Below are 17,305 nucleotides of genomic sequence, written 5' to 3'. Positions count from 1 at the left end.
AATATGACTTACCCTGTCACTAAATTTATTGAAACTGATTTAAAAATGTCGGTTTATGCTTTCGCAAAACAAAGCTCAATTAGTCAGCAAACCCTATCCACATGGAAGCAGCGTGATAAGCCCGTTGCTTCCCTACCAATCCAAATTCTTGATGAATTTTCTTACTTTGCTGAAATGTCAATGTCTGACATTCGTAATAAGTTAGCACAATACGAACTTGAAAATGAGTTAGCTAAATTAAATCAAACGAAAGAAGGGGAAAATATGATTGATAAAGAAGAAAGTGTTAAATTAAAATCATTTTTAGATGCGGGTTACACCTTCGGGAAAGCACTATCTGCCGGTGGAAATCGTAAAAATAGTAAAATTCATCTTCAAAAACTATTAAGAGATAGTCCAAAGCAGGAAGGCGATTCGCTTGATGACTTCTTAGAAGATTACTTTAAAATTTGTATTGCGTATAACATAAAAACTTTTGATGAGATGACAGCATTAACTCCAAAAAACAGTGTGCCTTTTATTCAAAACTTTTTAATTGGCGCGCATAATGCAACCTTCGCAGGAAAAAAGACTAGTTAGACTAGTCTTTTTCTGCGTGAGTAGCCCAACAATAATGTCATTAAGAAAAATAGCGCTCCTACAATCATTTTGATAATCATTCTTTTCCCTCCTACCAGATATAGACTGTGTTTTCTTTGATGTCAATTTCTACTCGTTCTGATTCGTGTGTGAAATATTCACCAACCATCATTTGTGTGACTTCCACAATCATGGACTTATCTTCAATTTTCATTAATTCATTAATCAATTCTTGGACTGTCATGCTTTCCCTCCTGAAATGTAGTAGCGGTAGAGAGAGCTGTTAGTCCTCGTCTACCAATCTCTCCACGTATCTCACTTGTGCCCAATTTAAATGTATGGTTACTCCATCATCATCGATTAGCCAAACATTATTATTCTTAGCATCTCGAAAATTCCAAGAATGAGCTTTGAAGAACTGCTCGGTACCGTTCTTCCACACAACTTTAATCATTTCCTTCCTCCCTCACTCGAGTCCCGAGCTTAACAGTTCGGGGTTTTCGTGGATTCTTGATTTTATAGTTGACCAATCGCACCCGTATAGATCAGCAATTCGATTTATCGAAAAACCAAATCTCAACAAATCACTCAATTGGTAATTAGGGATGTTGTGTCTCTTTTTCTGTTTTACCCCTTTTCTATTATGATTCGCATCACTTATTTTCTTCCTGTGCTCCTCGCTAAGGCGTTTACCTCTATTATGGTTACTGTTATGGGCCGAATTTATAACGATAGCCAAATTTTCTTTTCGTGCATCCAACTTATTTTCGTTAATATGATGGACGCTTGCGTGAAAAGGTAATTTAACTCCAATCCAATACTGCATTAACAATCTGTGAACATGAATTTTAGTATTTCCAACACTAACTGCTGGATAACAGCCGTGCATATATATTTTCTTTTTTGACATTGTCGGCCTGGATTGATACCACAAAATTGCATTCGCTAAATCATTTTCATCGACAATACAGTTACAATCATTAATAAGCTCTATTGCATTCTGTTTCTTTATTGTCATCTAAAAGGTCACCGTCCTCCCAAACGTTGCCAATTACCTCATGTCCGCTTGCCACATCATAGGGCTCACCCGTATTTCTGTGGCCTAATCGATAGTCCAATTTTGGCAAGACAACTACAAATCCTGCTTCTTGTTTAAGGTATACGACTCGCCCAATCTCACCTTTATCATTCTTTACGATATCCCCCTCAAAAATCTCCACGCCGTTCTTGTCTTTCAAGCCGGTGGATTGCATGAGGATTACGTCTTCAAACGATCTGAGATTATCATGTTTGTACCAAACAATGTCCTTCTGGCTAACCGTCACAGTCTTTTCTAAAAAATTAATATCTAATACATCTTGAATCGTATCAGTTAGCTTATCCCACGCTCTAAACTTAATCATCCTTCGCCGTCTCCTTCTCATACCAGCCCCAATCGATATTATTAAAAATTGCTTGCTTAGCAACCTTTTCAACTTGTTCTTCGGTAAAGTCGTTTGGAACAGTAATTGTCTCGTAGATGTCATTACCAGCATCAGCGCTTAGCCACACAATAATTTCTCTCATGGATGTTCCTCCTTAATTCCCCATTCCGCAAAAGCAGCGAGGACTTGATTAGACTCGTTCCTATCTAACCTTAAAAATTCATCTGACATACCTTTGTTAATAAAAATGTACACTGCTTGCATTTTTGATTTGTAGCTTTGTTTCATAAAAATCTGGCACAACTGGTTCAACACGACCTGCTGATCGTCGGTGAGATTAGGTGGTAACATTCCCCTAAACTCATTTGGGTGCATCTCAATCCACTTTCGGATGTCTGGGTCGTCGAGAGTACTGTGCCCGGAATTATAAATCACGCCAATCATGATGCTGTCAAAACTATCAGTAGTGAGGTTTTTATCCACGATCCACTCTTTGACTTGCTCTTTCATTCCGCTACCTCCTCAATCTCAAACTCAGCGTTCGTGTCGTAAATATTAATAATCACATTGACGTGTTCATTGATATCATTTTCCTGACCTTCTCTTACATACGGTTTTCGACCATCGAAAAGTGGATAGCCAATGCCTTCAATAAATCGCTGGTTGTTCTCTATCACATTAAAAATGATATATTCGGCTAACTCGTCTAGCGTGAAATAATCATAAAAGAAATCTCGAAACCCTTCGAACCATTCTTCGTTAAAAAATGATTCGTCAAACTCTACTCTTGCGACATTCGTTCTAGTCATTTCGACTTTGTATGTTTTCATACCTCTTCCACCGTCCCATCAACCAACGTAGCGACTGCCTCGGCTTTGGCGCGGTCGTCAAACTTAAACACGCAGTCTTTATTTTTTTTCTTGTAACCATTTGGCACAAAAGGATTGTCGGCTGTTTTATAAATTTCAGACCAGCCCATAAAATAATAGTCTGTTTCCTCCTCATTGAACTTAACCACCCACCGCTTCGGCTTGACGGTGTAGCCGTCTTTCATGCGGATGAGGGTTTCGATAGGCTCGTTGTTAAAATCAGAAAACCACTTTTCAAAATCATTTAATTTAAGGCCGCGTGAATGGAATTGAGTAATTGAGCTGGCATAAGCCCAAATCGAATTGTCTAGATTATATTTATGTTCTTCGTACCACTCCGCCACATAATCAGGAACTTCCATCTTTTCGGCTTGTGGTTCAGCGAGGGAGATCTCATCTTCTTCCTGTAGCCAATTGTAAGCACCACATCCTAGACATAAATACAAGGGACTTTTAGTATCATCTTTTTCCAAAACTTTTCCCTTCACCCACACCGTATCTCCGACTTTTAACCGGTCAATTGCTTCGCTTACTTTCATTTTCCTTAACTCCTTTTGAGTAAATTTTAGTTAAATAATTTGGTGGTTTGTGGAATTATTCAGCAACATTAATCGCTTTGTTTTCCCACTTTTTATAAGCGTCAAAATAAATTTCTTTTTTATCGCCGTTCAAAGTACATTCGTAGTACATTCCATCTGAAACGGTAGTGCTTAGAAGAGCCTTGCTATTTTGAAGCGTCTTACAACTCCAAACAACAAAAACTTCTTCTAATGTAATCTCTTTTTTGTCTGATTTATCCATATGATTGTTGGTGTATTCAGCAACTAATTCTTTACATTTTTCAATAAATTTTTGATTATTCATTATAGTTCTCCCTTTTTCTCTTCTAATTTTTTTAGTCTGCTATTTCTGTCTCTAACTGGTTCGTGCATTTTTTGCACAGACCACTCAGCTATTCGTCATGCATTCAAAAATATCCATTTGATGCTCATAGCGTCAGTCACTGACCTTCTAATCCTCCCACCTATCAATTTCGATGACGGATGTAAACTTCGTAGACTTATGCTGCAAGCTCCGAGCGTACTCTTCCGAAAAATTCTCACGCTTCGCAATTTCTCTAATGGTACCGATCGTGATATGTCCTCTTTTTTGATATTTATATTTTTTCGGTCTATATTCGAGCAGAAATCCATTTATGACAGTATTATTCGCTACTTTTCTAAAATCTTTGCCTAGAAAATTACACGCTTCTGCTTTAGTTCGAAAATAAATCTGTCGCCCTGTTTCTTGATCAGTTAGTCTACAAGAATTACCAGGTTTCGGCTTAGGTGCTTTTTTTACTTCTTGCTTTTTCAAGCGAGCAAATTCTTTAAACAGCGGTTTAAGCTTTTCGTTTCTTTCCTCTTCTGATAAATCGCTATCTAAGATTTCACATTGCCTCAAAACGATTTGATGTTTCTGTTCCTTAATGGTCATATTCATTCACCTCAAACAATATGGCGTAGTCATCAATATCCAAATTACGTGCAATATCTCCCACCGTACGAAGATTAACCCCAGCACGTTTTTTGCGTGCTGTTTCATATGACTGCCGTAATTCAATATTTTTATTTTTAACGTGCCAATCCACGTTGTCCCAAAAAACCTCGATTATATTCTTAGTAACTGGACTTGCTAAGTTTCGATAACCAATATTTAAAAAATATTCTTCAATACAGTGCAATTCTGACTGATATTTTGCTATTCCTTCTGAATTCCGCGCTTCATCTAAACTGATATGCTTAAACGTGCGATTATCTTCGTCTGATACGATAGCGGAATAATCGTTGTAGTAGATTTTAATCATGAGTGCCTCCTTCCAATATGCGTACTGCATCTTCCACACTTCGAGCTACACCGTAAATAATTGGTTGGCGCTTTAAGAATTCTCCAAACTGCGTTTGGTCCGGTCTTAATTTTCCTGTTTCATTTTTCACTTCAATAGCAAAGAATTTACCCTCTTTGGTCCAGCCGAACAAATCCGGCCACCCTTTTGGCAATCCGGTATCAAACCAACGGCCATCCATCATCTTCACTTTACCGACATTGCCACGATAGACAAAGTGCCCATGTTTTGGTAGCTCCCGACGGATTGCATTTTGTATCTCTATTTCTGCTGTCATGGTTTCCTCCTAAAAATCTGGACAGTTACTTTAAAATCTGGACAGTTTGAAAATCTGAAATCCCTTGTGGCTCTAAGGTTTATATAATATTCTGGACAGTTGGACAGTTTTTTTGGGTTGCTTCTCTATTTTTATATATTTATTACTTTTTATTTTTATTATTTACTCCTAAGAAAAACTGTCCAACTGTCCACTGACATACGTTAAACCCTTGTGGCTCTAAGGCTAAAGTAGGTTGGACAGTTTACCACAAACTGTCCACAAACTGTCCAGATTTTCCACACGTGAAACAAATAATGTTTCACAACCTAACATACGTTCGGTTTTATAAACCGGGTACATTAACTGAAAATTCTCTATATTCTTTTTTTAAATCGATGCCTAAATATCTGACTTTACCTTTTTTTTCTTTTTGAAATTTATCTGCAATTTTCTTTCCGAATTGTGTTTGAGTAAAAGAGTGTTCATTCATTTCTTTTGCCCATTTATCATAAGCTTTGAATAACTCTGTTGCCCCTATTGTTTTTCCGGGTCCTGTTTCGCAACATTGTTCGATAAAGCTTCCGATAACATCCATTTCTTGTCGATATTCCATTGTTGCTTGCTGAATGCTTGCAGATGGTTTTAACCCCTCTCTCTGCCACATTAGACAGCCTTCGACAGCCCAGTTAAATATTCCCGGTAGTTCTCTCATGAGTTTTTCTTTTAAATTCTTATCAACTTTCTCAATCGGAATCTGCACAGTAAACGGTATGAGTGGTAGGCGACGCCAGATACCATCGTCATTGCCTCGAATAATTGGCTTGTGATTGGTAGCTAACCAAATTTTATATTTTGGTTTGTAATCAAAAACATGACCGCCTTTAAAACTAGCCGATACACTGTCACCGCCGGTTAGCTGTTTAATCAATCCTTCATCTAAACGAACGCCTTCATTTGGCTCACTACTCGTGACTAAACGTGCGCCGTCTAAACGCGCGATATCTTCGTTATGGCCACTGCTTCCACCTTGCTTCACCATCAAACTGCTAGCTTGCATGCCCATTGCATACGTTCCTAATATTTCAGAAATAATATCAAGAAAAACTGATTTACCATTTCTCCCATTTCCAAAAAGAATAAACATCACCTGTTCTCTAACTGATGCAGTCAATGAATACCCAACAGCTTTTTGAATGTAATGGATAAGTTTTTTATCACCATCAAAAATCTGACTTAAAAACAATTCCCACCGTGGACAATCAGATTTATCTGTAAATTCGGCATTTGAAATTCTTGTAAAAAGCTTATTGATATCGTGTTCTTGCAAAATTCCATTTGATAAATCTAAATATCCATTTTGCGCATTAAATAACATATCGTCGCTATCAAATTCTTCTGGAAGAACTGCTACATTATGTTTTAACTCGCGCATCATAGCTTCTTTTCCTGCGTTATTACGCGAACGCTTCAAATGCTTTTCTTTTGCTATTAAATATTCTTCTTGTTCTTTTTTTGTGGCATCCTTAGGAAATTGAACTGGTTCATTCTTAAAAATATCGATTGTCTGATCTACCCATTTTCGTACTGCACCGATATTATCTTGTTCCCAATTTTTGCCGTTGTAAAAATACCAAATTTTATTAACGTAGCTATATTTTGTCAATTTACCAAAAATATCGAGGTAACGTTCTGCATTACCAGTATCATCATAGGAATAGAATTTTTTTATTTTTTTAACATCTTTGGTAATCCCCGGAATTGAAAGAAAGTAATCATCCGCTTTCTTTTTCCCAGTGTAATGATTGGTGCTTTCAGAGATAGCTTTATTTAGCAGTCCAATCCCGTAGGTAGTTTTTCCACGCTTTTTGTCGTATTTTTCCCGCATTAGAGCTGACATCCGAAAAATTTCATCCATTTTTTGAAAATCACCAGCAGTCCAAAAAGCTAAGTCGTTGGCAAATGCCATATCTGCTTCTGATTGACTGGAGTAGGCTTTCTCCCAGCCACCATCTAAAAACATTCGGAACCGCTGACCTGTGGCAGAAGCTTTGGCAGTATCAATGATTTCTTGCACGGATAAATCGTTGCTGTCTCGCCAAGTGTGCTGGAAGTTCCCTGCCACTACCTCGCCACTATCTAGGTAGCGTTCGTAAAGGAATTTAATCTGTGGCTCTGGTATTTCACTTACTTCGTTGTTATTGCCGAAAAAATTACCTGTTATGGCAAAAAAACGGCCATCCGTGTACATTTCAACGTTTTTTTTCCTTCTACGCTCACCAGGAATTTCAGCTTTTCCGATAATGTGGACACCCTTGCCTGACATTGAGATTTCAGAATATGTTTTTGTAGAATTCATAAAAACATAAACAATATTATTTTCTACATCGCCATTTAGGTACCGTTCTAAGTCGTCGCCAATATCATCTAAATCGATGCCTATATACGGCGGTTTAAAATAGAACGCTAAGCCATCTGCGTTAAATTTTTCAATAGCAGAGAGAGCGGTCTGAAAATCAGACCACGTACTCTCATCTGTGCTACTTGCTAAAAATCCAGTGTATGGATTGTGTGGTTTCTTCTTCCATTTTTGTCTATCCTCATCCCATTCGCGTTTGTAAATTCCCCATTGATTTAATTCACGAAGTTCAGAGGGAATTTTTTCATAAGTCATTAGAATGGAAGGTCATCGTCTTTAATATCAAATGTGCTTGATGGGGATTCGGCTGCATCTTTAAAGCGATGTTGCAGACTTGGATATTCACTCGCACCAAATTTTTTGATATTTGTGTTTTCGTATTCTTTGCCGTTATATTCCGATTTTTCATTTTTCACACGTACTTTTGCAACACGTGTAGAAAAATCATTTAAAAAGTCTTCGAAGGAGCGATAATCTTTTCCGTCCGGCAAACCAAATGCTTTTGCTAAAGCCATTACCATACCCTTGTTGTATTTACCGTTTTCTTTCGATTTCCACACACGATGGAAAAGGTGACTATTTTTATATTGTTGATTCACATCGTTACGAATAATTAAATCAAAATTAATAAATTCTGCTCCCCCTTTTGTCGCATCTTCATGCGCATTAAAGACAACTACTTCATAATCTCCGTCTGCTACCGTTCCGAATTCTTGCGCTTCACTATAATCAACTTTAAATCCCATTTTCTATACCTCTTTCTGAATTGTATTTTTAAAATTATTAATAAAATTTTTGTGTTGCCCAAACGGGCATTTGTTTGTGTTCTTTTGCCTTTGTTAGCGCCCAATCGTATGATTTTTTTAATGCCCAATCATAGGCCTTTAAAATTCTATCCATCGATATTTTACTGGTTAACGAAAATTCTTCTAATTCATGTAATGAATATTCTTTCTTGTGATACGCCGTCAAAGAACCGAACATTTTAAACAAGGGATTTCCTTTACCCTCGAATTCAACTTTTGCTTTTGCAATTTCGTAATTATATTCAAGAGATTGTTTCGTAGAATATTTTTTTCGTAATAATCTAGCCAATTTTGCTTTTTCAGCGTTTAGTTCTATCATTTCTACCGTCTTGTCAAACGTAAAGGATTCATCTTTTTCTTTCGTCTTTATTTCTTGCAAGCAAAACGGGCAATGTGGTTTATCATCTATTTTCAAGAGACTTTTTACCAGAAATTGTTGCCCGCAAGTCGTGCAGGTGATTTTGGGCGGCTCACTACTTATGCTATTTTTCTTCTTGCGTCCCTTAATTGACCATTCGAACTCATCAGCAGGAAGACCTAAATTAGCACCATTACCTACGTGATCTAATATGACAGACACCTTGTCTGGCCGATACCGCATCCCGCGCATTGATTGTTGTAGGTGTAATACGATTGATTGCGTGGGCCGACAAAGGATAATGACCCCCACGTCTGGCACGTTAAATCCCTCGCTGATTAAATCAACGTTGCTTAGGATAGTAATTTTCTTGGCTTTAAAATCTGCCATAATCTGGTCGCGTTGTTTGATTGGCGTTTTACCATCGGCGTGTACCGCATAGATACCAGCATCGTTAAACCATTTAACGATTAACTTACTAACCTCGATCGTTGGCGCATAAACTATCGCTTGCTTGCCATCTGCGTATTTTTGGTAATTGCCCACGATATCCCCTTGAATGGTCGCGTCAGACTCAAACAGTACTGCCGAGCTTTCGGCCTCTCGTGACATGTTTTTAAAGTCAACTTTTCCCCGGTCAATTAACGGGATAGAAAACCAGCGATAAGGTGCTAAATTATGGTTGTCTATCAGCCACTGGATGCTTGGGCCTTCCACCATTTCTTCATAGATATCAGTGAACCCTTCCCCGTTCATGCGCCAAGGCGTGGCGGTAAAACCTAGCCGTGGAACGTTTTTAAAGTGTTCGTATATTGTCTTATAGGTCTTTGCTTTTCCATGATGGCCTTCGTCTGTAATGATGAGAGAGAGTTTTGGAAGTGAGCTAAGTCGGTTTTTAGCCATAACAGCCGATAATACAATTACATTATTTAAATCCACTTCGTTTTCTTTTAGAGTTTCTCGAATGTTGTCTAGAAGCTCCCTCCTATGGGCTAAAAACAGCACTTTACCGCCTTTAATCGTAGCTAATCGTACTATTTCCGCTATGACTACTGATTTTCCACTGCCTGGTGGCGATTGAATCAGTACACCGACTTTTCCATTAGCTAGATGTTTTCTGCTTTCCATCACCAGTCTGTTTTGATACGGCCTTAGCTGATACATTATTGCCACCACCAATCAAAAACAATTCTTCTGCCGGGGTAGCTGTCCGATTATCTAAACGATTTTTAGCGTATACAGCATCATTACCCTCTAAGATGATGCCGCGGTTACCTGTATCAGGATTGATAATCATTCTTCCAACAATATCAGTCAACCCCATCAAATTATCTCGAACACTATCTCTAATTTGAGGTGCGTATTGATTAAATGTTTGTCCGCGTTCCGTGGTAATTTCCCGTTGATTCTCCCACGCTGTGACTAAAATATTGATATTTTTTAGCAAATAAATCGTAGTCATGATTCGAGCAAAATAATTCGTCCATTGGCTGTAATCTTGGATCTCATTTGAAATGCCGTTTTTTGAAGTTCGGCCACGTTCGACAAACCAGTCTTTTTCAAAGCTTGAAATATTATCGATTACCAAATTGTCATAGTTTTTAATTAAATCTGACGCTTCATTGATAAACTTTGTGATGAATTCGTGAGGGTGAACACGATCAAATTGAATAATATCGACGTTTGGTAAACCGGCTAAAACCTTTGTCGAATCATCCATATCAAGAACAAGCGTATTTCCTTTTAAATATCTCGCTAAAGAAGTTTTACCTGTGCCTGGTTTTGCATAAATCATGATGCGCCAGTCTTTGTCGCGTTTTAAGTCGGTTGCTTTTTTAATCTTCATCATTGTCACCTTCGATTACGATGTTTTCTAATGCGAAATTCAGCATCATATCAGTTAGTTTCCGAATTGGAATACCTGTTTCGGCTTTTAAAGCGACCATTTTTGAGTGCGTTTTGATATCTACAAATACAGGCATAGCAGCTTTTACATCTTTTTCTGTCTTTAATATCAATTTGTCTGTCATCGTATTCTCAACCCTTTCGTCTGTATCAGTTCAGCGCCCGGAATATAACCGTGTTTTAATTCCTCTTTTAAGGCTTTCTTATCCAAATTGGCTGGCTGTGGAACAAAAAATCCCTCTGGAATTAATGATTCGTTTAATACGTTGACCGATACTGGATTATTTTGAATTCCAATGTTAAATAATTTCCCCTTGATCTTCGTTTTCCCGATTTTTTCCATTTCTGTTTGCAAGTATCCTTTAATTCCTTTTGTATTGTTTATAAGGGTCGATTTTCGCTCTTGAAGTCGTTTAATTTCCGCATCAATCGCGTTGACTTTACCTTCTAATTCTTTAACTACTTTCGCAGTGTTTTCAGCCTTGACCTCAATGGCATCATCAATACTATCGAGAGTATCCTTTAAAACCTCTGCGTCTAATTGTTCTGCTAGATCCAATACATGTTGATATTTTTCTGTTAATTCATATAATGTGTTCATCTCTCTACCCTCATTTCCATGTTAAATGGCTTAACAAAGCCGTTATCACGGAACCAATCGAACAAGGCTTCTTTGATTAGTTCTTCATATTCACCTTTTGACATGACTTCTCGTAATTCTTCATTCGCTTCTCCTGCTGTAAGTTCATCCACGTATTCTTGGACAAAACGTGATAAACTTTTATCTGATAAAATTCCATCAGCCGCTACATAGTAAGTTTCTTCTTTAAAAATTTCCTCACCATACATATCGAATAAAACTGGTTCATTTTTTGGCGGTTCTAATTTCATATGGTATAATTCCTCCTATAGAGATATTTTTTTGACTAGCTTAGTTTGGTAGACGGGGCTAGTCTTTTTTTCGCTTTGCATTTACTCACCCCTTTCGATTAATAAAACTTTCGATCGCATACACAATTGCGGTCCCTGCAACGAATGACAAAGCTACTTTCAAGTTGTAGTAACCCAAAACTGCTACCATACATAGAACTAGCAAAGTTTCTAAATCATTTATGAATTTCTGCATTTTCATGTTTTCACCTCGTCTGGTGTCGGTTTTTTCGACCGATACCGGCTAGCGTCCTTCCACCGCAGATACCAGATAAACGTGCCAATGTGGATGAACGTCACACCTGGGCGCATGATCCCTTGCTTAAATTCCGGAATACTGTCCATCTCTTTTAGATAGTCGTAGAGTTTGGATTTTTTCAGGCCGTTGAACCGTATCATGAGTTCTTCTGGGCGATCCCACTCTGCGGCTACTTCTTTTGTCTCAACGCTATGGATGAGTTCTTTTAGGGTTGGTTGCATGGTTATTCCTCCTTTATAGATTGTTTTTGGTATAATTTCCTTATCAGTCAGTGGTCGGCTGAAATACTGATAAGGGGTATAGAATATTGAAGTTAAATCACGATTGCATTCGAGATGTTTTATTGTTTACTGAAGAACTTCCATACAATAATCAAGTTACTAACGATAGTATTTTCGAATCGGAACGTCTCGTGAAATATTCGAAAGATGAAATTTGCTACACTATTACTAAAATTGGAAATGATGATGCTAAACTAATTAATGGTTATGTGAAAATCGCCAGTAGTAAGCCTTATATTACTTGTATAAAAAGCTTGACTTTTGAAGGTCATAAATACTTGGATAATATTAGAGACCCTAAAATTTGGAAAGAAAGTAAAAAGATTTCATCTAAAATCGCAAGCGTATCAATCGACATAATGAGTACCATTGCTAGTAATGTAATTATGAAGACTCTTAAATTGGATTAATCAATTTCCCAATCCTCAGCCATTAAATCATCAGCAGTAGGATTCCATCTAATACCAATCTCTTCTAAATTAGGTGAAATAAGCAAACAACATTCCCAACTGCTGGTGGTCGGTTTTACTTTCACATCGATTCCTACTTCATTTTCAGATTTTCTATATATGCACTTTCCATCTGATAAAGCTTTTTTTACAGCTTCTTTTATGTTCATAACTCTTAATCACCTCTTTATCTGACTAATTCATTTGCAAAGCTTTCTTTGTAATTTTTCAATTGCTTTTTGCATATCATTAACGTTTATAATAAGAGTTTCTTTTAACTCTTTACTCGCCTTAGTATCTTCTGCCAAAGTGCTAAGGCTATTCGCTATGCTCTCTAATGCGGTAGCGATTCGTTCATCTGTAGTCATGCTGTTACCTCCTTCTCTGGTATACTAACTGTAGAAAGTGAGGTGAAAATTATGAGTAGAAAATCCAGCGTTAACATCAGTGGCGACCTTGAAAAAATCATAAAATCCAAAACTAACAAGATTTTAGAAAAGGGTGTCGATTATACTTGTCCTTCCTGCGGAAAGAAAATCAAAATATCTAATGGAAAAAACAAGTGCAAATATTGCGGAGCTGAAATTGATTTCAAAGGCAAGGTTTAGTCCTGTTTAATTCCGATTTCAAACTCCACTGAAGCCAATTCGTCTGCCAACGTTTTGGCTTCTTTTAATAGTTCGACATACCGTTCTGCTTTTGACACCGCTTCTTCTACACCGATTACATCAACTTTCACTTTTAGTTTTTCTTCATTCATCCTGGAACCTCCTCTACTAATAAATTCCTTTTTCAACATCAACAATATGCATGCGGTATCCAAACAATGCAGATACAATTAAAGCCGCGATAACAGCAATTACAATTAGTGTTATGCTTAAGTTAATACTTCCCATCCATGCGAACAGCACTATGACAATCGCTACGACGATGGTGAATAGCATTAGCATTGAGCATTTATGTTTTGTCATTATTCAAAATCTCCTTTGGCGGTATTTTTTTAGAAAGGTAACGGTTTGCTTCTTTCCACTTGAGGTACCAGATAAACACGTGAATATTGAACCAAGTTACAGACGGAGATGGCTTGATGATTCCCTCTTTGAATTCCTTGATTGATTCCATCTCTTTTTGATATTCATTAAGTGTTGATGCTGACAAACCATTGAATCGCACCATTAATTCCCCGCGTCTATCCCAATCAGCTGTTACCACTTTTGATTCTGCTGCTTCTATCAATTCAGCTAGTGATGGACGTTTCATTTGAATTCTCCTTTCTATTAGTTAAAAAAGTTTCTCAATTGTCGGATACACATCGTGTTTTTTCAGCAATTCGTAAATAAAGATATGTCCTTTTTGCGTCCACTTTGTGCTTGGGTATAATCCTTCGCCTTTACGATCCGGCTTCATTTCGGTGTGCGTATATCCTTTATCCTGATATTTCGAATAAAGTAACCAAGTCCCGCTTTGTGAATATTGAATACCTAGATTGTGAAGCAGTCGGTTCATTGCAACAGCACTCATACCGTAATTTTTCGCGATAACACTAATATTTACCAAGCTCTTGTTAGACAGAATCATGTCGTAATAATCTGCTTTTGGTTTCAATTCTTTCACTTGTTGTTCAGCAATTAGACGTTTTGTCCGTTCTTCTTTAAGCGTTGTCGCTAGTTGGATAAGCGTATCTGGATTAAGCAAGGCTTCCTCAATTTTCTCTGGAGTCAAATAGCCACCATGTTTCCGGATTGCAGGTAAGACTTCTGTTGCTAACCAATCTTGGAATTTTTCTGCAAGAGAGTTATTTGCTTTGAATGCTAGTTTGTAGACCATTGGTTCGCTAATGAAATCACCTTTCCCCACTTGTGGGGAATACTTCTTTAAATAGTCCTTTACTCTTTCCCACCTAACAAACTCTTTCCCGCTTTTCACTTGTGTAATTCCTAAACTTCTAGCTACAGTTTCGACATCAAACAAAGATTCACCATTTTCTGTTTTAACTTCTAATTGAAATAGATTATTTTCAAATTTTTGTGTATTCATTTTTATCTCCTATCTGATTTTGTAATCTGAAATAATTCGCAAAATAACTTGATTTGCTTTCGGTGTTGTTAGTTTTCCGCTTAAGTAGCTAGCCATATCTTGCGGTTTCAACCCATAAGCGACAGCTAAGTCATGGATAGATATCTTGTTTTTTTGAATATATTCAAGAACCTTCTCGCGCCCTGCATCAATACTCGGCATGTCATATTCTCCTTTCCGCTAAAGATAATTTGTAAGAAAATTCAACAGAAAATCTACATTATGATTGACATCATGCACAAAGTTTTGTACTATAACCGTAAAGAAATAAACCTATAACAAAAACCTTTTATTTTGCAGTCGGTCGCCAAACTTATGCTAATTAAGGTGTGTTTTGGTTTGCTTATTTCTGCCGAATTAACTTACAAGGAAAGTATAGTACATTTTTTTGTGCATGTAAAGATATTTTGCACATTTTTTTATACTAGGCTTTTTTTGGAGAAAGGAATGGCTTTGTAATGCTATTTGAACGCGTATCTAAATTAGCTAAAAAGAGAGATAAAAGCTTGAAACAAGTTGCTGAAGAGTTGGATTTGAGTCGGAATGCCATATACCAATGGAAAACGAGCAGCCCAAAAGCAGAAACGCTTGATAAGCTGGCAAATTATTTCAATACTACCACCGATTATCTTTTGGGTAGAACTGACGATCCAGAGCCTTTGGAAACGGGGAATGATAATATGCCTCCTGAATTTTTTGCGATTCAACGCAAATCCAAGAAATTATCTCAAAAAGATCAGCGGACGTTATTAAGAATCATGGAAGCTACTTTTGAAGAAATCGATAACGGGACTTTTGAAGAAGAAGATGACGAAGACGAATTATAAACCTGACTATTCAAGAGCTCAATTTTTTGCTTATAAAACAATTCAAGAGTCCAAACAAAGTAATTTGCCAATTTCTGTAAAAAAAATTATCAAAGCAATGCCTAATTTACATCTCCAGTCTTATACAACTTTTGCTAAAAGAAGAGGCCTTACAATTGAACAAGTATCTGAGTATCTAGACTCTGAGGAAGGATGCTTGTGGATGAGAAGTGATAAAACTTACGTAATACTTTATAACGATACAGTTAAAAATAAATCCCGTATTAGATTTACCCTAGCTCATGAATTGGGACACTATGTACTTCAGCATAATGAGATAGGAAATCAGACAAGGCTTATGAGGTACTCTTTAAGCGATAGAGAATATGATGTATTCGAAAAAGAGGCTAACTATTTCGCCAAAAGATTGCTTGCACCTATTCCACTTATAGATGCAATAATGTCTCAAACGGATAGTATAGACATTTATCAGCTTGAAGAAATTTTTAAAATCTCTTTTAGCGTAGCTAACTACTTGCTCAAAGAACTGAAACAGCGAAATAGAATTACGAATATTTCAAGAGAAATCCACGAATTAGTTTCAAACTTTAAGCACGAACTTGAACTGCTAAATGTAAAAAAATGTAATGTGTGTGAATCTGAGATAAATTCAAAATACAACCATTGTCCTTTCTGCGGAATGAGTGATTTTTTAGGTGTTATGGACTATGGATTTAAAGACTATAAAAAAGAAAGGAATCAAACAATGATTTATTCTGGCATAGAAACAAATAGTAACGGCACCCCTATTGAATGCCCTAGGTGCCACGCTGAAAACTTGAAAGACGATTATATGTTTTGCCCTTGGTGTTCTGTTATTCTACATAACTTTTGTTTAGGAACCGAAGAAAATCAATACCGTCAAATCGATGCATTTGGAAATACAGAGAAAAAAACAATCTCTGAACAAATTCAAGATGGATGTGGCAAATTATTAGATGGTAGTTTCCGTTATTGTCCTGATTGCGGAGGAGAGACAACATACCACCGGCAAAAATTACTAAGTGACTGGCTTACAGAGTATGAGGAAGATTACCTTCCTTTTTAAACAAAAAAGCCCCATGCTGTGAACACGGGGCCCTCTCATTTCTGAGGATATCGTATATATATTATAACAGAAATGAGGAAAGAAAATGAAGAAAATGTTTTTAGGGATAGTAATCATGGGGATCCTATTACTAGCTGGTTGTAATAACAAGGTAACAAAAGATAAATTTGAATCGATTGACATTGGTTACGATATCAAAAAAGTAGAAGAAGTTTTAGGAAAACCGGACGAAATTTTATCAAAATCGAAAGCTAAAGATGAACTAGAATTCATTAGAGAATCAGCGTGGGATAATTATGCTAAAGATGATGGTTCTTATGATGAAGATTTCGAAAATATGTATAATTTAGCAAATGAAGCATATCATAACAACAAGCTAAAAGGCTACGAATACAATTATAAAGCAGGAAATAAAGACAGCGATGGAATTATCTGGATAGATGATAAAGAAGTAGTATTTGTAGTTAAACCATTGGAGGAGTATTAACTTAATTTTTATAAATAAAAACACATCTTTGAAAAAAATAGAAATGAATTATTTGCTGATATAGCGAAGGTAAAATAAAAAAATACTCTCGTCGCCCCATCAAATAAAAAGGCCCTTGCTGCGAATATAGACTACAAAACCAAATTATCAAAGAAAGTGGGTAAGGTGATTTTCCTAACATACCGAGAATTGATTGGAAACGCGTCTGATTGGTTTAGACCGTAAATTTGTAATGATACCCATTATAAGTTGAATACGAAATAATTGCGTGTTCAACTATTTCATCTTTGAATAACTCGGTTTCATACCACCCACAAGGAGCAAAAATTATTGGCATATCTTGTTCTAGTTTTGATAATTCTTCAATTAATTCCTTAACAGTCAAGGTTGTTTCAGTCATTTATCTCG

At 36.8% G+C, this 17,305-nt stretch carries 33 protein-coding genes; 6 read left to right on the top strand and 27 right to left on the bottom strand.

Annotated features, from left to right (window positions below):
* The first annotated feature begins 3 nt into the window (after positions 1-3).
* A complete protein-coding gene (locus IGI65_RS08205; RefSeq protein ID WP_438773858.1) occupies positions 4-579 on the top strand; it encodes a hypothetical protein in 576 nt (191 codons plus the stop codon).
* A 91-nt stretch (positions 580-670) separates the two neighbouring features.
* Here the strand turns inward: IGI65_RS08205 and IGI65_RS08200 are convergent, their stop codons facing one another.
* The 19 genes from IGI65_RS08200 to IGI65_RS08110 form a co-directional block, all read right to left on the bottom strand.
* Positions 671-823: a hypothetical protein gene (locus IGI65_RS08200; RefSeq protein WP_438773857.1), complete on the bottom strand. Its 153-nt coding sequence runs from the start codon at positions 821-823 to the stop codon at positions 671-673.
* A 39-nt stretch (positions 824-862) separates the two neighbouring features.
* The gene (locus IGI65_RS08195) at positions 863-1,033 is read right to left on the bottom strand and encodes a hypothetical protein (RefSeq protein ID WP_438773856.1); all 171 of its coding nucleotides are present in this window, start codon (positions 1,031-1,033) and stop codon (positions 863-865) included.
* Between the two features lie 526 nt (positions 1,034-1,559).
* Positions 1,560-1,982, bottom strand: coding sequence for a YopX family protein (locus tag IGI65_RS08190; RefSeq protein ID WP_438773855.1), 423 nt, complete (start codon positions 1,980-1,982; stop codon positions 1,560-1,562).
* Entirely contained in the window at positions 1,975-2,145 is a 171-nt protein-coding gene (locus tag IGI65_RS08185) for a hypothetical protein (protein WP_438773853.1), read from the bottom strand. Before IGI65_RS08185 ends, IGI65_RS08190 begins: the two co-directional genes overlap by 8 nt.
* The gene (locus IGI65_RS08180) at positions 2,142-2,513 is read right to left on the bottom strand and encodes a hypothetical protein (RefSeq protein WP_438773852.1); all 372 of its coding nucleotides are present in this window, start codon (positions 2,511-2,513) and stop codon (positions 2,142-2,144) included. Before IGI65_RS08180 ends, IGI65_RS08185 begins: the two co-directional genes overlap by 4 nt.
* Positions 2,510-2,833: a hypothetical protein gene (locus IGI65_RS08175; RefSeq protein WP_438773851.1), complete on the bottom strand. Its 324-nt coding sequence runs from the start codon at positions 2,831-2,833 to the stop codon at positions 2,510-2,512. The genes IGI65_RS08180 and IGI65_RS08175 overlap by 4 nt, the downstream gene beginning before the upstream one ends.
* On the bottom strand, positions 2,830-3,411 hold the full coding sequence (locus tag IGI65_RS08170; protein WP_438773850.1) for a DUF1642 domain-containing protein: 582 nt from the start codon (positions 3,409-3,411) through the stop codon (positions 2,830-2,832). Before IGI65_RS08170 ends, IGI65_RS08175 begins: the two co-directional genes overlap by 4 nt.
* 55 nt (positions 3,412-3,466) lie before the next feature.
* Complete coding sequence (locus IGI65_RS08165; protein WP_438773849.1) at positions 3,467-3,736, bottom strand: DUF6275 family protein; 270 nt, start codon at positions 3,734-3,736, stop codon at positions 3,467-3,469.
* A 147-nt stretch (positions 3,737-3,883) separates the two neighbouring features.
* Positions 3,884-4,348 (bottom strand): hypothetical protein, encoded by a 465-nt coding sequence (locus IGI65_RS08160; RefSeq protein WP_438773848.1) that lies wholly within the window; start codon positions 4,346-4,348, stop codon positions 3,884-3,886.
* Positions 4,338-4,718, bottom strand: coding sequence for a hypothetical protein (locus IGI65_RS08155; protein ID WP_438773846.1), 381 nt, complete (start codon positions 4,716-4,718; stop codon positions 4,338-4,340). Before IGI65_RS08155 ends, IGI65_RS08160 begins: the two co-directional genes overlap by 11 nt.
* Positions 4,711-5,034 (bottom strand): VRR-NUC domain-containing protein, encoded by a 324-nt coding sequence (locus tag IGI65_RS08150; RefSeq protein ID WP_438773844.1) that lies wholly within the window; start codon positions 5,032-5,034, stop codon positions 4,711-4,713. The genes IGI65_RS08155 and IGI65_RS08150 overlap by 8 nt, the downstream gene beginning before the upstream one ends.
* Positions 5,035-5,359: 325 nt before the next feature.
* On the bottom strand, positions 5,360-7,687 hold the full coding sequence (locus tag IGI65_RS08145; RefSeq protein ID WP_438773843.1) for a phage/plasmid primase, P4 family: 2,328 nt from the start codon (positions 7,685-7,687) through the stop codon (positions 5,360-5,362).
* Complete coding sequence (locus IGI65_RS08140) at positions 7,687-8,178, bottom strand: DUF669 domain-containing protein (protein WP_438773842.1); 492 nt, start codon at positions 8,176-8,178, stop codon at positions 7,687-7,689. The genes IGI65_RS08145 and IGI65_RS08140 overlap by 1 nt, the downstream gene beginning before the upstream one ends.
* Positions 8,179-8,215: 37 nt before the next feature.
* Positions 8,216-9,760: a DEAD/DEAH box helicase gene (locus IGI65_RS08135; RefSeq protein WP_438773841.1), complete on the bottom strand. Its 1,545-nt coding sequence runs from the start codon at positions 9,758-9,760 to the stop codon at positions 8,216-8,218.
* Positions 9,699-10,442, bottom strand: coding sequence for an AAA family ATPase (locus tag IGI65_RS08130; protein WP_438774426.1), 744 nt, complete (start codon positions 10,440-10,442; stop codon positions 9,699-9,701). The genes IGI65_RS08135 and IGI65_RS08130 overlap by 62 nt, the downstream gene beginning before the upstream one ends.
* Positions 10,432-10,626 carry a hypothetical protein gene (locus IGI65_RS08125; RefSeq protein ID WP_438773840.1) on the bottom strand — a complete coding sequence of 65 codons (195 nt, stop codon included), beginning with the start codon at positions 10,624-10,626 and terminating at the stop codon, positions 10,432-10,434. The genes IGI65_RS08130 and IGI65_RS08125 overlap by 11 nt, the downstream gene beginning before the upstream one ends.
* Positions 10,623-11,102 (bottom strand): siphovirus Gp157 family protein, encoded by a 480-nt coding sequence (locus tag IGI65_RS08120; RefSeq protein ID WP_438773839.1) that lies wholly within the window; start codon positions 11,100-11,102, stop codon positions 10,623-10,625. The genes IGI65_RS08125 and IGI65_RS08120 overlap by 4 nt, the downstream gene beginning before the upstream one ends.
* Positions 11,099-11,392 (bottom strand): hypothetical protein, encoded by a 294-nt coding sequence (locus IGI65_RS08115; protein WP_262929193.1) that lies wholly within the window; start codon positions 11,390-11,392, stop codon positions 11,099-11,101. The genes IGI65_RS08120 and IGI65_RS08115 overlap by 4 nt, the downstream gene beginning before the upstream one ends.
* A 237-nt stretch (positions 11,393-11,629) precedes the next feature.
* Positions 11,630-11,911 carry a hypothetical protein gene (locus IGI65_RS08110; RefSeq protein ID WP_438773838.1) on the bottom strand — a complete coding sequence of 94 codons (282 nt, stop codon included), beginning with the start codon at positions 11,909-11,911 and terminating at the stop codon, positions 11,630-11,632.
* A gap of 86 nt (positions 11,912-11,997) precedes the next feature.
* On the opposite strand from IGI65_RS08110, the gene IGI65_RS08105 reads away from it, so the two are divergent.
* Positions 11,998-12,381: a DUF2513 domain-containing protein gene (locus IGI65_RS08105; protein WP_438773837.1), complete on the top strand. Its 384-nt coding sequence runs from the start codon at positions 11,998-12,000 to the stop codon at positions 12,379-12,381.
* Here IGI65_RS08105 and IGI65_RS08100 read toward each other — a convergent pair.
* Positions 12,378-12,590 (bottom strand): Thoeris anti-defense Tad2 family protein, encoded by a 213-nt coding sequence (locus IGI65_RS08100; RefSeq protein ID WP_438773836.1) that lies wholly within the window; start codon positions 12,588-12,590, stop codon positions 12,378-12,380. The two genes, IGI65_RS08105 and IGI65_RS08100, sit on opposite strands and share 4 nt — an antisense overlap.
* A 30-nt stretch (positions 12,591-12,620) precedes the next feature.
* On the bottom strand, positions 12,621-12,788 hold the full coding sequence (locus IGI65_RS08095) for a hypothetical protein (RefSeq protein ID WP_438773835.1): 168 nt from the start codon (positions 12,786-12,788) through the stop codon (positions 12,621-12,623).
* Between the two features lie 51 nt (positions 12,789-12,839).
* Between IGI65_RS08095 and IGI65_RS08090 the strand changes: the two genes are divergently transcribed.
* Positions 12,840-13,028, top strand: a complete 189-nt coding sequence (locus IGI65_RS08090; protein ID WP_072538738.1) for a zinc ribbon domain-containing protein — start codon at positions 12,840-12,842, stop codon at positions 13,026-13,028.
* On the opposite strand, the gene IGI65_RS08085 is transcribed toward IGI65_RS08090, so the two are convergent.
* Genes IGI65_RS08085 through IGI65_RS08065 form a run of 5 tightly spaced genes read right to left on the bottom strand, consistent with a single transcriptional unit; the run spans position 13,025 to position 14,658 of the window.
* Positions 13,025-13,180 (bottom strand): hypothetical protein, encoded by a 156-nt coding sequence (locus IGI65_RS08085; RefSeq protein ID WP_438773834.1) that lies wholly within the window; start codon positions 13,178-13,180, stop codon positions 13,025-13,027. The genes IGI65_RS08090 and IGI65_RS08085 overlap by 4 nt on opposite strands.
* A gap of 16 nt (positions 13,181-13,196) precedes the next feature.
* Positions 13,197-13,391, bottom strand: a complete 195-nt coding sequence (locus tag IGI65_RS08080) for a hypothetical protein (RefSeq protein WP_438773833.1) — start codon at positions 13,389-13,391, stop codon at positions 13,197-13,199.
* On the bottom strand, positions 13,378-13,680 hold the full coding sequence (locus IGI65_RS08075) for a hypothetical protein (RefSeq protein ID WP_438773832.1): 303 nt from the start codon (positions 13,678-13,680) through the stop codon (positions 13,378-13,380). Before IGI65_RS08075 ends, IGI65_RS08080 begins: the two co-directional genes overlap by 14 nt.
* A gap of 21 nt (positions 13,681-13,701) precedes the next feature.
* A complete protein-coding gene (locus IGI65_RS08070; protein WP_438773830.1) occupies positions 13,702-14,457 on the bottom strand; it encodes a phage antirepressor in 756 nt (251 codons plus the stop codon).
* Positions 14,458-14,466: 9 nt separating this feature from the next.
* Positions 14,467-14,658, bottom strand: a complete 192-nt coding sequence (locus tag IGI65_RS08065) for a hypothetical protein (protein WP_438773829.1) — start codon at positions 14,656-14,658, stop codon at positions 14,467-14,469.
* Positions 14,659-14,954: 296 nt separating this feature from the next.
* Here IGI65_RS08065 and IGI65_RS08060 point away from each other — a divergent pair, with 296 nt between their 5' ends.
* The 3 genes from IGI65_RS08060 to IGI65_RS08050 all read left to right on the top strand — a co-directional run bounded on the left by IGI65_RS08060 (position 14,955) and on the right by IGI65_RS08050 (position 16,897).
* Complete coding sequence (locus IGI65_RS08060) at positions 14,955-15,323, top strand: helix-turn-helix domain-containing protein (RefSeq protein ID WP_438773828.1); 369 nt, start codon at positions 14,955-14,957, stop codon at positions 15,321-15,323.
* Entirely contained in the window at positions 15,304-16,410 is a 1,107-nt protein-coding gene (locus IGI65_RS08055) for an ImmA/IrrE family metallo-endopeptidase (protein ID WP_438773827.1), read from the top strand. Before IGI65_RS08060 ends, IGI65_RS08055 begins: the two co-directional genes overlap by 20 nt.
* A 115-nt stretch (positions 16,411-16,525) precedes the next feature.
* Complete coding sequence (locus IGI65_RS08050; protein WP_438773826.1) at positions 16,526-16,897, top strand: hypothetical protein; 372 nt, start codon at positions 16,526-16,528, stop codon at positions 16,895-16,897.
* Positions 16,898-17,111: 214 nt separating this feature from the next.
* Here the strand turns inward: IGI65_RS08050 and IGI65_RS08045 are convergent, their stop codons facing one another.
* On the bottom strand, positions 17,112-17,297 hold the full coding sequence (locus IGI65_RS08045) for a hypothetical protein (protein ID WP_438773825.1): 186 nt from the start codon (positions 17,295-17,297) through the stop codon (positions 17,112-17,114).
* Positions 17,298-17,305 lie beyond the last annotated feature (8 nt).

Source organism: Enterococcus sp. DIV0755b (assembly GCF_051713765.1).
GTDB lineage: Bacteria > Bacillota > Bacilli > Lactobacillales > Enterococcaceae > Enterococcus_C > Enterococcus_C canintestini.
The sequence above is the reverse complement of the archived record's forward strand: the minus strand, read 5'-3'. Positions and strand labels throughout refer to the sequence as shown.

What these genes read in the sequence shown, in the direction of transcription:
- IGI65_RS08185 (WP_438773853.1), bottom strand. Translation starts at nt 2,145, where the DNA reads ATGAGAGAAATTATTGTGTGGCTAAGCGCTGATGCTGGTAATGACATC.
- IGI65_RS08090 (WP_072538738.1), top strand. Translation starts at nt 12,840, where the DNA reads ATGAGTAGAAAATCCAGCGTTAACATCAGTGGCGACCTTGAAAAAATC.
- IGI65_RS08155 (WP_438773846.1), bottom strand. Translation starts at nt 4,718, where the DNA reads ATGATTAAAATCTACTACAACGATTATTCCGCTATCGTATCAGACGAA.
- IGI65_RS08045 (WP_438773825.1), bottom strand. Translation starts at nt 17,297, where the DNA reads ATGACTGAAACAACCTTGACTGTTAAGGAATTAATTGAAGAATTATCA.
- IGI65_RS08140 (WP_438773842.1), bottom strand. Translation starts at nt 8,178, where the DNA reads ATGGGATTTAAAGTTGATTATAGTGAAGCGCAAGAATTCGGAACGGTA.
- IGI65_RS08060 (WP_438773828.1), top strand. Translation starts at nt 14,955, where the DNA reads ATGCTATTTGAACGCGTATCTAAATTAGCTAAAAAGAGAGATAAAAGC.
- IGI65_RS08200 (WP_438773857.1), bottom strand. Translation starts at nt 823, where the DNA reads ATGACAGTCCAAGAATTGATTAATGAATTAATGAAAATTGAAGATAAG.
- IGI65_RS08110 (WP_438773838.1), bottom strand. Translation starts at nt 11,911, where the DNA reads ATGCAACCAACCCTAAAAGAACTCATCCATAGCGTTGAGACAAAAGAA.
- IGI65_RS08190 (WP_438773855.1), bottom strand. Translation starts at nt 1,982, where the DNA reads ATGATTAAGTTTAGAGCGTGGGATAAGCTAACTGATACGATTCAAGAT.
- IGI65_RS08050 (WP_438773826.1), top strand. Translation starts at nt 16,526, where the DNA reads ATGGGGATCCTATTACTAGCTGGTTGTAATAACAAGGTAACAAAAGAT.
- IGI65_RS08195 (WP_438773856.1), bottom strand. Translation starts at nt 1,033, where the DNA reads ATGATTAAAGTTGTGTGGAAGAACGGTACCGAGCAGTTCTTCAAAGCT.
- IGI65_RS08065 (WP_438773829.1), bottom strand. Translation starts at nt 14,658, where the DNA reads ATGCCGAGTATTGATGCAGGGCGCGAGAAGGTTCTTGAATATATTCAA.
- IGI65_RS08080 (WP_438773833.1), bottom strand. Translation starts at nt 13,391, where the DNA reads ATGACAAAACATAAATGCTCAATGCTAATGCTATTCACCATCGTCGTA.
- IGI65_RS08095 (WP_438773835.1), bottom strand. Translation starts at nt 12,788, where the DNA reads ATGACTACAGATGAACGAATCGCTACCGCATTAGAGAGCATAGCGAAT.
- IGI65_RS08115 (WP_262929193.1), bottom strand. Translation starts at nt 11,392, where the DNA reads ATGAAATTAGAACCGCCAAAAAATGAACCAGTTTTATTCGATATGTAT.
- IGI65_RS08130 (WP_438774426.1), bottom strand. Translation starts at nt 10,442, where the DNA reads ATGAAGATTAAAAAAGCAACCGACTTAAAACGCGACAAAGACTGGCGC.
- IGI65_RS08100 (WP_438773836.1), bottom strand. Translation starts at nt 12,590, where the DNA reads ATGAACATAAAAGAAGCTGTAAAAAAAGCTTTATCAGATGGAAAGTGC.
- IGI65_RS08165 (WP_438773849.1), bottom strand. Translation starts at nt 3,736, where the DNA reads ATGAATAATCAAAAATTTATTGAAAAATGTAAAGAATTAGTTGCTGAA.
- IGI65_RS08160 (WP_438773848.1), bottom strand. Translation starts at nt 4,348, where the DNA reads ATGACCATTAAGGAACAGAAACATCAAATCGTTTTGAGGCAATGTGAA.
- IGI65_RS08145 (WP_438773843.1), bottom strand. Translation starts at nt 7,687, where the DNA reads ATGACTTATGAAAAAATTCCCTCTGAACTTCGTGAATTAAATCAATGG.
- IGI65_RS08175 (WP_438773851.1), bottom strand. Translation starts at nt 2,833, where the DNA reads ATGAAAACATACAAAGTCGAAATGACTAGAACGAATGTCGCAAGAGTA.
- IGI65_RS08135 (WP_438773841.1), bottom strand. Translation starts at nt 9,760, where the DNA reads ATGTATCAGCTAAGGCCGTATCAAAACAGACTGGTGATGGAAAGCAGA.
- IGI65_RS08170 (WP_438773850.1), bottom strand. Translation starts at nt 3,411, where the DNA reads ATGAAAGTAAGCGAAGCAATTGACCGGTTAAAAGTCGGAGATACGGTG.
- IGI65_RS08205 (WP_438773858.1), top strand. Translation starts at nt 4, where the DNA reads ATGACTTACCCTGTCACTAAATTTATTGAAACTGATTTAAAAATGTCG.
- IGI65_RS08125 (WP_438773840.1), bottom strand. Translation starts at nt 10,626, where the DNA reads ATGACAGACAAATTGATATTAAAGACAGAAAAAGATGTAAAAGCTGCT.
- IGI65_RS08180 (WP_438773852.1), bottom strand. Translation starts at nt 2,513, where the DNA reads ATGAAAGAGCAAGTCAAAGAGTGGATCGTGGATAAAAACCTCACTACT.
- IGI65_RS08070 (WP_438773830.1), bottom strand. Translation starts at nt 14,457, where the DNA reads ATGAATACACAAAAATTTGAAAATAATCTATTTCAATTAGAAGTTAAA.
- IGI65_RS08085 (WP_438773834.1), bottom strand. Translation starts at nt 13,180, where the DNA reads ATGAATGAAGAAAAACTAAAAGTGAAAGTTGATGTAATCGGTGTAGAA.
- IGI65_RS08120 (WP_438773839.1), bottom strand. Translation starts at nt 11,102, where the DNA reads ATGAACACATTATATGAATTAACAGAAAAATATCAACATGTATTGGAT.
- IGI65_RS08150 (WP_438773844.1), bottom strand. Translation starts at nt 5,034, where the DNA reads ATGACAGCAGAAATAGAGATACAAAATGCAATCCGTCGGGAGCTACCA.
- IGI65_RS08075 (WP_438773832.1), bottom strand. Translation starts at nt 13,680, where the DNA reads ATGAAACGTCCATCACTAGCTGAATTGATAGAAGCAGCAGAATCAAAA.
- IGI65_RS08055 (WP_438773827.1), top strand. Translation starts at nt 15,304, where the DNA reads ATGACGAAGACGAATTATAAACCTGACTATTCAAGAGCTCAATTTTTT.